Annotated in this window: 15 protein-coding genes; 10 read left to right on the top strand and 5 right to left on the bottom strand. The window is 54.9% G+C overall.

Annotated elements, in window-relative coordinates; translation table 11 throughout:
* The first annotated feature begins 2 nt into the window (after nt 1-2).
* The 4 genes from rplS to EUU23_RS02875 all read left to right on the top strand — a co-directional run bounded on the left by rplS (nt 3) and on the right by EUU23_RS02875 (nt 2,976).
* The gene (gene rplS, locus EUU23_RS02860) at nt 3-395 is read left to right on the top strand and encodes a 50S ribosomal protein L19 (RefSeq protein WP_160352606.1); all 393 of its coding nucleotides are present in this window, start codon (nt 3-5) and stop codon (nt 393-395) included.
* Between the two features lie 101 nt (nt 396-496).
* Entirely contained in the window at nt 497-1,522 is a 1,026-nt protein-coding gene (locus EUU23_RS02865; RefSeq protein ID WP_158898929.1) for an aspartate-semialdehyde dehydrogenase, read from the top strand.
* Between the two features lie 15 nt (nt 1,523-1,537).
* A complete protein-coding gene (locus EUU23_RS02870; protein WP_160352607.1) occupies nt 1,538-2,320 on the top strand; it encodes a dimethylarginine dimethylaminohydrolase family protein in 783 nt (260 codons plus the stop codon).
* Nucleotides 2,317-2,976 (top strand): 2-hydroxychromene-2-carboxylate isomerase, encoded by a 660-nt coding sequence (locus EUU23_RS02875; RefSeq protein WP_160352608.1) that lies wholly within the window; start codon nt 2,317-2,319, stop codon nt 2,974-2,976. The genes EUU23_RS02870 and EUU23_RS02875 overlap by 4 nt, the downstream gene beginning before the upstream one ends.
* Here the strand turns inward: EUU23_RS02875 and EUU23_RS02880 are convergent.
* Genes EUU23_RS02880 through EUU23_RS02890 form a run of 3 tightly spaced genes read right to left on the bottom strand, consistent with a single transcriptional unit; the run spans nt 2,973 to nt 5,983 of the window.
* Entirely contained in the window at nt 2,973-4,529 is a 1,557-nt protein-coding gene (locus EUU23_RS02880; RefSeq protein WP_160352609.1) for a DHA2 family efflux MFS transporter permease subunit, read from the bottom strand. The two genes, EUU23_RS02875 and EUU23_RS02880, sit on opposite strands and share 4 nt — an antisense overlap.
* Nucleotides 4,504-5,550: an HlyD family secretion protein gene (locus EUU23_RS02885; RefSeq protein ID WP_160352610.1), complete on the bottom strand. Its 1,047-nt coding sequence runs from the start codon at nt 5,548-5,550 to the stop codon at nt 4,504-4,506. The genes EUU23_RS02880 and EUU23_RS02885 overlap by 26 nt, the downstream gene beginning before the upstream one ends.
* Nucleotides 5,543-5,983, bottom strand: coding sequence for a MarR family winged helix-turn-helix transcriptional regulator (locus EUU23_RS02890; protein WP_160352611.1), 441 nt, complete (start codon nt 5,981-5,983; stop codon nt 5,543-5,545). The genes EUU23_RS02885 and EUU23_RS02890 overlap by 8 nt, the downstream gene beginning before the upstream one ends.
* Nucleotides 5,984-6,111: 128 nt before the next feature.
* On the opposite strand from EUU23_RS02890, the gene EUU23_RS02895 reads away from it, so the two are divergent.
* Genes EUU23_RS02895 through EUU23_RS02910 form a run of 4 tightly spaced genes read left to right on the top strand, consistent with a single transcriptional unit; the run spans nt 6,112 to nt 9,845 of the window.
* On the top strand, nt 6,112-6,873 hold the full coding sequence (locus EUU23_RS02895) for an alpha/beta fold hydrolase (RefSeq protein WP_160352612.1): 762 nt from the start codon (nt 6,112-6,114) through the stop codon (nt 6,871-6,873).
* Complete coding sequence (locus EUU23_RS02900) at nt 6,867-7,430, top strand: GNAT family N-acetyltransferase (RefSeq protein ID WP_160352613.1); 564 nt, start codon at nt 6,867-6,869, stop codon at nt 7,428-7,430. Before EUU23_RS02895 ends, EUU23_RS02900 begins: the two co-directional genes overlap by 7 nt.
* The gene (locus EUU23_RS02905; RefSeq protein WP_160352614.1) at nt 7,430-7,957 is read left to right on the top strand and encodes a hypothetical protein; all 528 of its coding nucleotides are present in this window, start codon (nt 7,430-7,432) and stop codon (nt 7,955-7,957) included. The genes EUU23_RS02900 and EUU23_RS02905 overlap by 1 nt, the downstream gene beginning before the upstream one ends.
* A gap of 55 nt (nt 7,958-8,012) precedes the next feature.
* Complete coding sequence (locus EUU23_RS02910) at nt 8,013-9,845, top strand: M2 family metallopeptidase (protein ID WP_160352615.1); 1,833 nt, start codon at nt 8,013-8,015, stop codon at nt 9,843-9,845.
* Nucleotides 9,846-9,863: 18 nt separating this feature from the next.
* Here the strand turns inward: EUU23_RS02910 and EUU23_RS02915 are convergent, their stop codons facing one another.
* Together EUU23_RS02915 and EUU23_RS02920 are read right to left on the bottom strand one after the other, a co-directional pair.
* Nucleotides 9,864-11,309 carry an AMP nucleosidase gene (locus tag EUU23_RS02915; protein ID WP_160352616.1) on the bottom strand — a complete coding sequence of 482 codons (1,446 nt, stop codon included), beginning with the start codon at nt 11,307-11,309 and terminating at the stop codon, nt 9,864-9,866.
* Between the two features lie 107 nt (nt 11,310-11,416).
* On the bottom strand, nt 11,417-11,896 hold the full coding sequence (locus tag EUU23_RS02920) for a peroxiredoxin (RefSeq protein WP_160352617.1): 480 nt from the start codon (nt 11,894-11,896) through the stop codon (nt 11,417-11,419).
* A gap of 258 nt (nt 11,897-12,154) precedes the next feature.
* On the opposite strand from EUU23_RS02920, the gene EUU23_RS02925 reads away from it, so the two are divergent.
* Together EUU23_RS02925 and ahcY are read left to right on the top strand one after the other, a co-directional pair.
* Entirely contained in the window at nt 12,155-12,643 is a 489-nt protein-coding gene (locus EUU23_RS02925) for a hypothetical protein (protein ID WP_160352618.1), read from the top strand.
* A gap of 112 nt (nt 12,644-12,755) precedes the next feature.
* Nucleotides 12,756-14,150 (top strand): adenosylhomocysteinase, encoded by a 1,395-nt coding sequence (ahcY, locus tag EUU23_RS02930; protein ID WP_179956502.1) that lies wholly within the window; start codon nt 12,756-12,758, stop codon nt 14,148-14,150.
* Nucleotides 14,151-14,231 lie beyond the last annotated feature (81 nt).

Here is a 14,231-nt window from a genome sequence, read left to right on the forward strand (position 1 = left end):
GCATGAACCTCATCCAGACATTAGAAGCCGAAGCCATTGCGGCATTGGCAGCAACCAAGACCATCCCGGCCTTCCGCGCTGGTGACACCATCAAGGTCGGCGTGAAGGTTATCGAAGGTGACCGCACGCGTATCCAGAATTACGAAGGCGTGTGCATCGCGCGTTCGAACAAGGGCATGGGCTCCAACTTTACCGTTCGCAAAATGTCGTTCGGCGAAGGCGTTGAGCGCGTATTTCCTTTGTACAGCCCGAATATCGACAGCATCGAAGTTGTCCGTCGCGGCGTCGTGCGTCGTGCTAAGCTGTATTATCTGCGCGGTTTGACCGGTAAGAAGGCACGTATTGCCGAGCGCCGCGACCCGCGCCCTATTAAGACCACCGAGGCTGCTGAATAAGCAGGGGCTCCGCGGCGTTCTTAAACCGAACATGAAAGGCCGGGCTCCCACAAAGAGCCCGGCCTTTTTCTTTGTCCAAACCAAATCTGAGGAAAATTCACATGGGTTATCGTATCGTAGTTGCGGGCGCGACGGGCAATGTTGGCCGCGAAGTCGTCAACATCCTTGCCGAGCGCGAATTCCCCGCTGACGAAGTCGCCGTACTGGCATCTTCACGCAGCCAGGGCATAGAAATCGAATATGGCGACACCGGCAAAATGCTGAAGGTCCAGAATATCGAGAATTTCGACTGGGCCGGTTGGGACATGGCGATTTTCGCGATCGGTTCCGATGCGACCAAGAAATTCGCGCCCATTGCGGCGGCGGCTGGATGCGTTGTAATCGACAACAGCTCGCTTCACCGGATGGACCCGGACATTCCCCTGATCGTGCCGGAAGTGAACCCGGACGCGATTGACGGGTACAAGCGCAAGAATATCATCGCCAACCCCAATTGCTCGACCGCGCAGCTTGTGGTCGCGCTGAAGCCTTTGCACGATTATGCGAACATCACCCGCGTGGTGGTATCGACCTATCAGTCGGTGTCCGGTGCGGGCAAGGAAGGCATGGACGAACTGTTCGAACAGAGCCGCAACATCTTTGTCGGCGACAGCGCAGAGCCGAAGAAATTCACCAAGCAGATAGCGTTCAACGTCATCCCGCACATCGATAGCTTCCTGGAAGACGGCTATACCAAGGAAGAATGGAAGATGATGGTCGAGGTCAAGAAGATCCTCGATCCGAAGATCAAGCTGACTGCCACCTGCGTCCGAGTGCCTGTCTTTGTTGGCCATAGCGAAGCTGTGAACATCGAATATGATCGTGAAATGTCGGCAGCCAAGGCAAAGTCGATCCTGCGCGAAGCGCCGGGCATCATGCTGGTCGATAAGCAGGAAGATGGCGGCTATGCCACACCAATCGAAGCCGCTGGCGACGATGCAACCTATATCAGCCGCGTGCGCGAAGACCCCACCGTCGATAACGGACTTGCCTTCTGGTGCGTGTCCGATAACCTTCGCAAGGGGGCGGCCTTGAATGCCGTGCAGATCGCCGAACTGTTGGGACGGCGGCATTTGAAGAAGGGGTAATTCCGGTCATCGTGCATGTTTGACTATAGCCATGCCATCGTCCGAAGCCCCGCTGCGTCCGTCGTGGCAGGGCTGCGGGCAGAGGATGGGCCGGACCCCGATTTTGAAGCGCTCTGCGCCGAACATGCGGCCTATGTCCGCACGCTGGAGGGACTCGGGCTGCATGTGACGCAGCTTGCGGCGTCGGAAGAGTTTCCGGATTCCATCTTCGTGGAGGACCCCGCGCTGGTCTTTGGCGAAGGGGCGATTGTACTCAACCTGGCGGCACCGAGCCGGGCAGGGGAGTCTGCGTTGTTGGCGCCTGTCCTCGAAGATCGGTTTGAAAAGGTCCTGCACATGCAGGGGCCGGGCCATGCCGACGGCGGGGATATTTTGGTTGTGCGGGATCGTGTTCTGATCGGCCTTTCCAACCGCACGGATCGTGCAGGCGCGGAGGAGCTGATTTCGCTTTTGGCGCGTCTGGGCAAAAAGGGCGAGATTGCTGAAACGCCGCCCGGCATTCTGCATTTCAAAACAGGCTGCAGCCTGATTGATGAAGAGACGGTATTTGCCCTCGCACCCATGGTGAATTCGCCTGCTTTTGCGGGCATGCGTGTGGTTGAGGTCCCGGAGGGCGAAGAAAAGGCTGCAAACAAGCTGCGTATCCGGGACAGCATTTTGATGGGTGCCGAGTTTCATAAAAGCCGCACCATCGTGGAATCCTTTGGCATCCCGACCATCGGCTTGAGTGTCGAGCAGATCAGCCGCATCGATGCAGGGCTATCGTGCATGTCTTTGCGCTGGAGAGAGAAAATATGACAATGACCGCCGACCTGTTCTGGTCGTTCCGCAGCCCTTACAGCTACCTCGCCACGCGGCGCTATCGTGCCCTGACCGAGGAATATGACCTGGCCGTCAATCTTCGCCCGGTCTATCCGCTGGCGATCCGGGAACCGGCCTTTTTTGAACGCAGCCATCCCAACTGGCTGCGCTACACCTTTACCGACATGTTCCGCGTGGCGCAGTTCCACGGCATTCCCTTTGGCCCGCCACGGCCCGATCCCATCGTCCAGAACGTGATCACGCGGCAGATCGCGGACGAACAACCCTATATCTTCCGCCTCACACGCCTGGGTCAGGCCGCTGCACGTCGGGGGCAGAGCCTGGCCTTTTGTGACGAGGTGTCGCGGTTGATCTGGGGCGGCGCGGAGAATTGGCATGAGGGCGATCATCTGGCAGGCGCGGCGACGCGCGCTGGCCTCGACCTCGCGGAACTGGATACCGAAGCCGAGCGGGATGCCGAGGCGTTAGACGCAGAAATCGCCGCCAATCAGGCAGCGCTCGAAGCCGCCGGTCATTGGGGCGTACCTACTTTGGTGTTCGATGGCGAACCGTTTTTCGGTCAGGACCGTATCGATATGGCGGTCTGGCGGATGCAGCAAAAGGGTCTGACGCCCCGCGAAAATCCAGCCTAGTCCGCCATTGCCGGTTGCGGTCCGACCGCTGGTTTCCCGGGTTTGAGCAGAAAGATAAGCGGGCTAATCGCTATCAGCAGGAACATCATCAGCTTGAAGTCATCCAGATAGGCGATCATCGTCGCCTGCCGGTTAATCTCCAGGTTAATCAATTGCAGCCCCGCTTCACCCAATGAACCCAGACGGTCTGTAGTCGACAAATCAAGCGTCGGGATGGAAGTCGCGGTAACATGGCCAGCCAGATCCGCATGGCTTGTCTGTATGTTGCGCGCCAGCATCGTTGTCATGATGGAAATGCCGAAGCTGCCACCCAGGCTGCGGAACAGATAGAGCAGCGCCGATCCATCGGTACGCAGACGCATCGGTAGCGTGGAAAAAGCAACGCCATTGAGCGGGATAAACACAAAGCCCATGCCAAAGCCCTGGAACAGGCCGGTGTAGACAATCAGATGCCAGTCCATATTCAGGGACCATTGGGTCATCACCCACATCGACACCGCGGTCATGACAAAACCACTGAAGATGATAATCCGTGGGTCGATCTTTCCGGTGAGGCGCGATGCGATAAACATTGCAAGCAGGATCCCGACCCCGCGCGGGGCGAGCAAAACGCCCGTGTCGTAAACGCTGTAGCCGTAGAGATTTTGCAGCATCGGCGGAAGCAGGGCAAAGATTCCGAACATCATCATCCCCACCAGCAACATCATATTGAGCGAGATGAAAAAGTTGCGGTCGGTTACGAGCAGGCGTTCGAACATTGGCCGGTGGGTCGTTAGCTGATGCACCATGAACATCCACAGCGCAGCCACAACAACCAGCAGCTCGACAATGATTTCCCAGCTTTGCAGCCAGTCTTCCTGTTGGCCTCGGTCAAGCAGAAGCTGGAGAGTTGCCAGACCGATTGCCAACATTGCAAAGCCGAAACGGTCGAGTTCGCGCCGCACAATGGGGCGCGAAGGCAGCAGCCACCATAAAAGCGCCAAGGTTGGAATTCCGATGGGCAGATTGATATAAAACACCCAGCGCCAGTTATAGCTTTCGGTCAACCAACCACCAATCATGGGCCCCAATATCGGCGCGATCATGATACCCATGCCCCATATCGCCATCGCGCGGGGTGCCTCGGACGGTTTGTTGATGTCTAGCATGATCGTTTGCGACAGCGGACCGATAAAGGCAGCGCAAATCCCCTGAAGAATGCGGAAGGCAACCATTTCGGACAGGCTGGTCGCAATGCCGCACAACATGGATGCCAGAATGAATCCGGCCACTGCCCCCAAAAACAGTTTTCGGCTGCCAATGCGGTCGGCGAGCCAGCCGGTAATCGGCATGGCGACGGCACTGGCGACGATATAGCTGGTGAGGACCCAAGTGATGGTGTCCATTGTCGCGCCAAGGCTGGTCTGCATGTGCGGAATGGCGACATTGGCGATTGTTGAATCGAGTATCTGTATAATCGTCGCGCCCATGACCGCGAGCGTCAGAAGGGGTTTATTCGCGACCGGATAAGCCGCGATGTCGCCGGGATTATTGATCGGTGTCGATGCGGACATGTGCCGACAGCCCCGCGATCATTTTGCGCTTTGGTGTGTCGGTAATCCTTATGCGAACCGGCACCCTCTGTGTCACTTTCACCCAGTTGCCATTGGCATTTTGTGCAGGGAGAACGGAAAATTCGGACCCTGTTCCTGCGCCAATGCTGGAAACCTTGCCGCGCACTTTCAGGTCGGGATAGGCATCAAAGGTGATTTCGGCAGGCTGTCCAACCCGCATTTTGGCAAGGTCGGTTTCCTTGAAATTGGCTTCGATCCAACTACGGTCGCAGGCGACAATGGTGACGCCGGGCAAACCCTGGACCATCATCTGTCCAACCTGCAACCGGTCGGCCTGACTGACAACACCAGCAAGGGGTGCGCGCACGACTGTCCGGGAAAGATTGAGCATGGCCTGTTCGCGTTGTGCCTGACCAGCTTTGACAGCCGGGTTGATTCCGGGCGCTGCGGAACCGGTTGCAAGGGCCGCGCGCGCCTTGGTTGCTTCGGCCTGCGCCGAGGCAACACGGCTTCGCGCATCGGATAATGCATGTTCTGCGGCTTGCAAACGGGCGCGGGTCGTAAACCCGTCTTGCATCAGCTTTGACTGCCGCTGATATTCTTTTTCGAAAAAGGCGACATCTTCGCGGGCGCTGTCAATGTCCACACCGGTCGTCTGGAAATCGGTTTCGAGCGCCGTAACGCGCACTTGCGCGGCGGCGATGCTCGCATCGGCTTGATCGATGGCAATGCGATAGGGCTCCGGATCGATCCGGAACAGAAGGTCGCCAGTCTGAACCTTCTGGTTCTCACGCACGGCAACCTCGACTATGCGGCCACCGACTTCGGACGAGATCGAAACCTTGTCCTGCTGAACATAGGCATTGTCGGTCGACACATAATGGTCGTTGGCGATGTAATAGCTTACGCCGCCGATGATCAGCAGCAGGGGTACAGAAATCATGACCGCGATACGTGCAAAGCGGTTTGGCTTTTTGCGGACGCTGGTGTTGATGTCCATTTGGGGATCGGCTTCAGCCATGGGCAGTCTCTAATGGTTTGCGGGTCAGGTTGGTGCGGATGGTGTTCAACATGGATTCGAGTTGGGTGCGCTGGGCGTCGTCAAGCCCTGCCAAGGCATCGTCAAATAACGCAAGCGCGGTGGGGCGCAACGCGCCAATGCGGCTTTCGCCCAAGGTCGTCAGATGCAGACGCCATGCCCTGCGGTCTTTGGGGTCGGCACGGCGTTCGACCAAGCCCGATTCCTGTAATCGATCTATCATTCGGCCAAGCGTAATGGGCTCCACATCCAGCATGTCGGCCATTGTCACCTGCGTGCAGCCATCAAACCGCTTTAACAGCGCCAGAACACGCCATTGCGGACGGGTTACACCAACGGCGCGCGCGCGTTCGTCAAAAGACCGCCGCAGCAAGCGGGCGGCGTCGCCAAGAAGGAAACCAAGATCGTCACTCATTCCATCAACATAATAGCTATGCTTATTATATACAAGATATGTTGATAAGGTCGGGCGGAAAAATGGCTTTTCTCGGCAGGCAGGACATGGCAAGCACCGACACATAAAAAATGCCTGAAAGGGGCTGCATGACAATCGCCACCCAGAGTTTTTCCAGCATCGACGGAGTTGAAATCAGTTGGAGGGAAATAGGGGCAGGGCGACCGTTGCTTCTGATTCATGGATATTTCAGTGATGCAGATACCAACTGGATCAAATATGGCCATGCCGAAAAGCTCGCCGATGCAGGGTACCGCGTCCTTATGCCAGACCTGCGCGCCCATGGGTTGAGTGGTAAGCCCCACGATGCGGCGCTTTACCCCAAGGATATACTGGCGGATGACCAGTTCGCCCTGCTGGCGCACCTTGACGTCATGGATTATGATCTGGGCGGCTATTCGCTCGGCGGGCGGACGGTGGCGCGGATGCTGGTTCGTGGCGCCAAGCCGGGACGCGCGATTATTTCGGGCATGGGGCTCGATGGGCTAACCAGAACGAGCAATCGGGGCAGTCATTTCAAGCATATTCTGGACAATCTGGGCCAGCATGAGCGCGGGTCGGCGGCATTTATGGCCGAAGCCTTTCTGAAAACCACGAAGGGCGACCCGGTGGCCCTGCGCCATATTTTGGATACATTTGTCGATACTGAAGAGGCGCAATTACGTGAATTTGATTTGCCCATCGCCATCATCTGCGGTGTTGATGATCAGGACAATGGTTCTGCAGTCGAACTTGCAAATGCTTTTCCGCACGGAAGGTTATTTGAGATTCCCGGTAATCACATGAGTGCGGTTGTTAAACCGGAACTCGGGCGAGCGATGGTTGGCGCGTTGACGGGAGAGGCATGGTGAACCGTCCGCCATTTGACATACAACCCATTCTTTCGGGCGAAAAAACAAGACTGCGTCCTCTCGCTGAAGATGACTTTGACGCATTGTTCGTCGTCGCCTCGGATCCCGCTATCTGGGCGATGCATCCATATCCAGATCGGCACAAGCGAGAGGTGTTTGAAGATTTTTTTGACGAGGCGATGATGTCGGGTGGCGCATTCGCGATAATCGACCAGACTGACGGAACGATGATCGGCAGCACGCGATTTGCCAATTACGATGCGGACGCTGACGAAATTGAGATAGGCTGGACCTTTTTTGCATGTTCGCATTGGCGCGGAGGTTATAACCGTGAGGTTAAGGCCCTGATGCTGAACTATATATTCCCGCATGTCGGAAACATCATATTTCAAGTCGGTGCACGTAACTTTCGATCGCGCACTGCGGTGGAGCGGCTTGGTGGAAGATTGGTGAAGGAATATGTTCGCGAACATCAAGGTCAGCATAGGGACTATGTCATGTACCGACTAACAGCAGTTGACGCCCGGGCAGGCGCATTGGGAAAGGTGATTTCATAATGCCGGAAAGCAGAATCGAACGTCTTTTCTGGCGCTTTTGGTTGGCCGGCTTGCTCATTCTTGCAGCGATGATCGCCATGAATCCGTGGTTTACCAATGCGGTTTCTCCCTGGGGCATCAGGGACCATCAATCTGCCGGCAACGCCCTTCGAGTGGATGCCATTCAGGCGGCGTGGCAAGCGGCAGGCGTGATGAATCTGGCCCGTTTGGGCATGGCCATCGATCTTGTCTATATCGGTGTTTACTCATTTGGGGCCTATTGCGGCGGGCGGTTATTTGCACGTTCGGGCAAAGCATCCATTCGCCGATTGGGTTGGGTCATAGTTGGTGCATCCTTCATCGTTGGCATTGCCGATTATGTCGAAACAATTTGCCAATTTGTCCAGGCAATGACCTTTGCCGGGAATGACCGGCTGGCTTATATCGCGGCGGTCGCGCAGCCAGTAAAGTCAACCGCCTTCCTCACCACCTTTTTTGGTCTGCTAGCCGCTTTATTCCTTCGACGAATGGCGCGTCGCGTATCTTGACGGCAGGGTAAGAAAGTTCCAACATCGTGCCACAATATTTGCTGGGACTAAATATATGAAAAATCTCGTTTCGCTAGCCGCTTTGGCGGTCGCATCTTTTTCTTTACCCTCGATTGCAATTGCACAGGATATGGCAACCGTGTCGACCCAGCCAACGGTTGCGGACGCAGAGTCCTTCCTTGCCCGGGCCGAAAAGGATCTTTTCGATTTCTCGGTCGAGGGAAACCGTGTGGCCTGGATAAACAACACCTATATTACCGACGATACCGACGCGATTGCAGCCAAATATGGTGAAATCGGAACCGAAAAATCGGTGCAATATGCCCTTGAGGCCGCCAGATACCAGAATGTCGCGGGGCTATCGGCGGTCAGCAAACGCAAATTGGATATCCTTCGCGGCGGGTTGGTTTTGCCTGCGCCGACGACACCGGGTGCCGCAAAAGAGCTGTCGGAAATCGCAACCAAACTCAACTCTGCTTATGGCAAGGGTAAGGGAACGTTAAGAGGCCAGCCGATCAATGGGTCGGATATTGAGGCCGAAATGGGCACAAACCGCAACCCCGAAGAGCTGAAGGAAATGTGGGTGAGCTGGCACGATAATGTCGGCGCACCGATGAAAAATGACTATGTCCGCATGGCCGAGATTGCCAATAAGGGCGCAAATGAGCTTGGTTTTGCCGATCTTGGCGCGATGTGGCGGTCCGGCTATGACATGCCGGCTGATGATTTTGCCAAGTTGACGGACAAGCTCTGGCTTGAAGTAAAGCCGCTTTATGACGAACTTCATACTTATGTCCGAACCCAATTGAACAAGAAATATGGCGATAATGTTCAAGGAAAGACCGGGCCGATCCGCGCGGACCTGCTCGGCAATATGTGGGCGCAGGAATGGGGCGATATCTATGATGTCGTTGCACCTGCGGGGTCGGGCGATATCGGATATGATATTGGCGAATTGCTCAAAGCCAAGAAAATAGATGAAGTCGGCATGGTAAAGACGGGCGAAGGGTTTTTCTCTTCGCTCGGCTTTGCGCCTTTGCCCGAAAGTTTTTATGCGCGCTCGCAATTTTTGAAACCCGCCGACCGTGAAGTGGTATGCCATGCATCTGCATGGGATATCGACAATGTTGATGATTTGCGGATCAAGATGTGCATCAAGATCAACAGCAATGATTTTGTGACCGTACATCATGAACTGGGCCATAATTATTATCAACGCGCCTATAATAAACAGAGCTATTTGCATCTGAACGGTGCCAATGATGGTTTCCACGAAGCCATAGGCGATGCGATCGCGCTTTCGATCACACCTGATTATCTGGTTCAGATTGGCTTGTTGGATGCAAGCAAAGTACCCAATGCCGACAAGGACAACGGGCTTCTGTTGCGTCAGGCGATGGACAAGGTTGCGTTTCTGCCATTCAGTGTGATTGTCGATAAATGGCGTTGGGGTGTGTTTGCAGGGGATATCAAACCTGCCGATTACAACACCGCCTGGACCAAATTACGCACCCAATATCAAGGCATTGTCCCACCGGTCGAGCGTCCCGCCGATGCTTTTGATGCCGGGGCCAAATATCATGTCCCCGGAAACACCCCTTATACCCGTTACTTCCTTGCACGGATTTTGCAGTTCCAGTTTTACAAGGCCGCCTGTGACACGGCCGGCTGGAAAGGCCCGCTGCATCGCTGCTCTTTTTATGGCAATAAAGACGTTGGCGCCCGCCTGAATGCAATGTTGGAAATGGGGGCATCCAAACCATGGCCTGATGCATTGGAGGCGTTCACCGGCAGCCGGGAAATGTCCGGCAAGGCGATGCTGGAATATTTCGCCCCGCTGATGAAATGGCTCAAGGCCCAGAATAAAGGCACCAAAAAAGGGTGGTGATCACCACCCTTTAACCGCCTAACGAAAGGGTGGTTCGTTAAAGGCCCGAAGTTTTCGGCTATGCAGGCTGTTGCCAGCATCGCGCAAAAGCTCGCATGTCTGGATGCCGATCTGTAAATGCGCGGCTATCGCTTCTTCGTAGAATCGATTGGCTTGCCCCGGTAATTTGATCTCGCCGTGCAGCGGCTTGTCCGACACGCATAGCAATGTGCCATAAGGAACGCGGAACCGGTAACCCTGCGCTGCGATGGTTGCTGATTCCATATCGATGGCGATCGCGCGACTTTGGGAAAAACGTAAGGCTGAAGCCGAATAGCGCAGTTCCCAATTGCGGTCATCGGTGGTGACGACCGTACCTGTCCGCATCCGCCGTTTCAAATTGGCTCCGCTTGTACCCGATACTCTTTCGGCCGCAGCGGCCAGGGCTTGCTGAACTTCTGCAATGGGAGGAATGGGAATTTCGGGCGGTAAAACCTCATCCAGAATATGATCATCGCGCAGATAGGCATGCGCGAGAACATAATCCCCGATTCGCTGCGTTTCCCGCAAGCCACCGCAATGGCCAATCATCAACCATGCTTCGGGTCGCATCACTGCCAAATGGTCACAAATTGTTTTGGCGTTGGAAGGACCGACGCCAATATTGACCAGTGTAACCCCGGAGCGATCGGGCGCCATCAGGTGATAGGCAGGCATCTGATGGCGGCGCCATGTGCTATCGGCCACCAACTGGGCTGCATTATCGGTGGGCTTGTCGACAAACAAACCGCCAGCGCCGGACAAGGCTGTATATCGGCCATTGCCGACTTGCTTGCAGGCCCAGCTGACAAATTCATCCACATATCGATGATAGTTGGTGAATAGGATATAATTTTGCACATGTTCGGCAGGCGCGCCGGTGTAATGGCGCAGCCGGGCCAGCGAGAAATCGGTGCGGAGTGCATCGAACAATGCAAGCGGCGAATTGTCGTCACCCTTTATTCGCAAAAGGCCGTCGGCAATTTCGTCACCAATGTCGGCAAGCTCTGTCGTTGGGAAATGTCGGGCCAATTCACTGGGGCTCGTCACCCCCAAATCAAGGTCGGCCGAACCATCCAAGACATAGGGGAAAGGAATTTCCTGCCCGCTGCGCCCGACTGAAATTTCAACTTCATATTGTTCCGAAAGCAGGTCGAGCTGTTCGCCCACATAATCGGAAAACATCTCTGGCTTGGTAAAACTCGTCCGATATGTCCCGACTTTTTCCAATTTGCCAAAGGCGAGGTTCGAAACGGTTTCCCGTTCTTTGCCCCGATAATTGATAATCAGTTCAGGATAGCAGAAATCACGTCCTAGCCGTTCATTTTCTGTCGGTACTATTCCGTCTTTTAGATAGCGCGAAAGCGCTGTTTGCAGACGTTTTACCGAGGATTCATATTCGGCGACAAGCTGCCGGATTATATGGCTGGATTCTGTGCTGGGCATAAGATCATGTCGACGAACTTTGCATTTTTCGCAACAAAAAAGGGAGGGTTACCCCTCCCTTGATTGCATCAATAATATAAGTTCACGACCGGGGTCGCGACAGAAGTTTATAACTGACCCAACATATGGTCCGCCGAACTTACATTAAAATCGCCGGGAGCTTCGACATTGACCTGTTCGACAACGCCATCGTTGACGACCAGCGAGAAACGCTGCCCACGCTTGCCCATGCCGAACGCCGATCCATCCATTTCCAGTCCTAGTGCGGATGCAAAATCGCCATTGCCATCGGCGAGCATTGTAATGGCGTCCGATCCACCAGACTTGTTCCATGCGCCAAGCACAAAAGCGTCGTTCACCGCCGTGCAAGCGATTTCATCAATGCCCTTTGCGGCTAGCTCGTCTGCCTTTTCCACAAAGCCCGGAAGATGGCGCGCCGAACAGGTTGGCGTGAAGGCACCAGGCACGGAAAAAAGCGCGATTCGGCGGCCGGCGAAAAAGTCAGCGGACTGGACCGGTTGCGGACCTTCTGCGGTTGCCTTGACCAATTTTACATCGGGAATTTTGTCGCCAACTGAGATACTCATATGCATTCCTTTCAGGGGTGATTTTGATTCATTCTAATCTGTGACGACCATCCATGTGTCAAGCATGTCGAGGCAGGGCGGACATCCGACGTGTCTGCTGAACCACGCATTTCTCAAATTGTGCCATTTTTCGCAAAATTTATCTCTGCCAGTTTTCAATCGGATATGTGGTTTAACTTTATTTACCATTTCCCTTAGCGGTTGATTCATCAGGATCGTCAATTCTTTGCCTGTTGAACAAGCAAAGGGGTTGGGGAAATGATAAGCTTTTCGAAAAAATTGGCTTTTGTTGCAGCTATGGTTGCGCTGTCGTCGCAACCGGCACATGCGTGCTGGACCAATGCCGCGCAGGATGCAGCCAAGATAAAGCATCTCAATACGATGTTGATGGTCACTGCCTTGCGGTGCCGGAACACACCGGACAATTTCCTGCCGCAATATAACCGCTTCGTTACAAAACATAACAGCCTGATCGGGTCGCAAAATGCCGCGTTGAAAGGATATCTGGCCCAGACCTATGGTGCCCGCGGTGCCGAAGGGGCGTTGGACCGAATGTCTATCGGCTTTGCGAACAGTTATGGGAATGGCCACAAGACCATGAATTGCAAGCAACTGAAAGATCTTGCGACGAAACTGTCGTCGGAATCTCATGGCGTTGTGACCATGGCTGCAGCTGCAGATTCTACAGTGGTCGGCCAATCTTGGAGTGGTCCGGTCTGCCCGACACGGATTGCAACGCGCCCCTAGGCCCTGACCCTAATTCGGGGGACCCAGCATATAAAGTAATCTTTATATTTGATTTCGGTGAAGGCCGGGGCTATGGGCAGGGCCATTCTAAACCCTCCCGGAGATCAAGCCTGTGGCTTTCAACGATTATGTCATTGCCGATATCGGCGAGGCCGATTTTGGCCGTAAAGAAATCAACATTGCCGAAACCGAAATGCCCGGCCTTATGGCCCTGCGTGAAGAATTTGGCGCGTCCCAGCCTTTGAAGGGCGCGCGTATTGTCGGGTCGTTGCACATGACGATCCAGACTGCGGTACTCATCGAAACGCTTGTGGCGCTGGGCGCTGATGTACGCTGGGCGACCTGCAACATCTTTTCGACGCAGGACCACGCCGCTGCGGCGATTGCGGCGCGCGATATCCCTGTATTTGCGGTGAAGGGCGAAAGCCTGGCCGACTATTGGGACTATGTCGGCCGTATTTTTGATTGGGGTGATGACACCACTGCGAATATCATTTTGGACGATGGTGGCGATGCGACCATGTTTGCGCTGTGGGGCGCAAAGCTGGAGCGTGGCGAAAGCTTTGCCGAGCCGGAAAACGAAGAAGAAGTCGAATTCCAACGTGCGCTGAAGGCTTTTGTAGCCGCAAAGCCCGGCTATCTGACCGAGACGGTCCGCAATCTGAAGGGCGTGTCCGAAGAAACCACGACGGGCGTGCACCGTCTTTACGAAATTGCCAAAAAGGGCGAACTGCCTTTCCCGGCAATTAACGTCAATGACAGCGTGACCAAGTCGAAGTTCGACAATCTCTATGGTTGCAAGGAATCGCTCGTCGATGCGATCCGTCGCGCCACCGACGTTATGTTGGCCGGTAAGGTTGCATGCGTTGCCGGTTTCGGCGACGTCGGGAAGGGTTCGGCCCAGTCGCTCCGCAACGGCGGCGCGCGCGTAATGGTCACCGAAGTCGACCCGATCTGCGCTTTGCAGGCGGCGATGGAAGGCTTTGAAGTCGTTACGATGGAAGAAGCTGTGACACGGGCGGATATCTTTTGCACTGCGACCGGAAATGCGGACGTCATTACCGCCGAGCATATGATGAACATGAAACCGATGAGCATTGTGTGCAATATCGGCCATTTCGACAGCGAAATCCAGATAGCGGCCCTGTCCAATTATAACTGGACCGAAGTGAAGCCCGGAACCGACCTCGTTGAATTTCCGGACGGCAAACAGATTATCGTGCTGGCAAAGGGCCGTCTTGTGAACCTTGGATGTGCCACAGGGCACCCGAGCTTCGTGATGTCGTCGAGTTTCACCAATCAGGTTCTGGCCCAGATCGAGCTTTGGACGAACGGTGCCAATTACAAGAATGAAGTTTATGTTCTGCCTAAGCACCTTGATGAAAAGGTGGCTATGCTGCACCTTGAAAAACTGGGCGTGAAGCTGACGAAACTCACCGAAAAGCAGGCCAGCTATATCGGCGTGTCCACCGCCGGGCCGTTCAAGCCAGATCACTATCGTTATTGATCCACATTTTTTGCCCTTGGAAAAGCCCGCTGCGGAAACGTGGCGGGTTTTTTTGTTGCGCCGCGTGGCCTTTCGGGCATT

The sequence above is a fragment of the Sphingorhabdus profundilacus genome, assembly GCF_009769755.1.
Lineage (GTDB): Bacteria > Pseudomonadota > Alphaproteobacteria > Sphingomonadales > Sphingomonadaceae > Sphingorhabdus_B > Sphingorhabdus_B profundilacus.

Excerpts from the sequence above, each read along its gene's own strand:
- rplS (WP_160352606.1), top strand. The coding sequence starts at position 3 with ATGAACCTCATCCAGACATTAGAAGCCGAAGCCATTGCGGCATTGGCA.
- EUU23_RS02865 (WP_158898929.1), top strand. The coding sequence starts at position 497 with ATGGGTTATCGTATCGTAGTTGCGGGCGCGACGGGCAATGTTGGCCGC.
- EUU23_RS02870 (WP_160352607.1), top strand. The coding sequence starts at position 1,538 with ATGTTTGACTATAGCCATGCCATCGTCCGAAGCCCCGCTGCGTCCGTC.
- EUU23_RS02875 (WP_160352608.1), top strand. The coding sequence starts at position 2,317 with ATGACAATGACCGCCGACCTGTTCTGGTCGTTCCGCAGCCCTTACAGC.
- EUU23_RS02880 (WP_160352609.1), bottom strand. The coding sequence starts at position 4,529 with ATGTCCGCATCGACACCGATCAATAATCCCGGCGACATCGCGGCTTAT.
- EUU23_RS02885 (WP_160352610.1), bottom strand. The coding sequence starts at position 5,550 with ATGGCTGAAGCCGATCCCCAAATGGACATCAACACCAGCGTCCGCAAA.
- EUU23_RS02890 (WP_160352611.1), bottom strand. The coding sequence starts at position 5,983 with ATGAGTGACGATCTTGGTTTCCTTCTTGGCGACGCCGCCCGCTTGCTG.
- EUU23_RS02895 (WP_160352612.1), top strand. The coding sequence starts at position 6,112 with ATGACAATCGCCACCCAGAGTTTTTCCAGCATCGACGGAGTTGAAATC.
- EUU23_RS02900 (WP_160352613.1), top strand. The coding sequence starts at position 6,867 with ATGGTGAACCGTCCGCCATTTGACATACAACCCATTCTTTCGGGCGAA.
- EUU23_RS02905 (WP_160352614.1), top strand. The coding sequence starts at position 7,430 with ATGCCGGAAAGCAGAATCGAACGTCTTTTCTGGCGCTTTTGGTTGGCC.
- EUU23_RS02910 (WP_160352615.1), top strand. The coding sequence starts at position 8,013 with ATGAAAAATCTCGTTTCGCTAGCCGCTTTGGCGGTCGCATCTTTTTCT.
- EUU23_RS02915 (WP_160352616.1), bottom strand. The coding sequence starts at position 11,309 with ATGCCCAGCACAGAATCCAGCCATATAATCCGGCAGCTTGTCGCCGAA.
- EUU23_RS02920 (WP_160352617.1), bottom strand. The coding sequence starts at position 11,896 with ATGAGTATCTCAGTTGGCGACAAAATTCCCGATGTAAAATTGGTCAAG.
- EUU23_RS02925 (WP_160352618.1), top strand. The coding sequence starts at position 12,155 with ATGATAAGCTTTTCGAAAAAATTGGCTTTTGTTGCAGCTATGGTTGCG.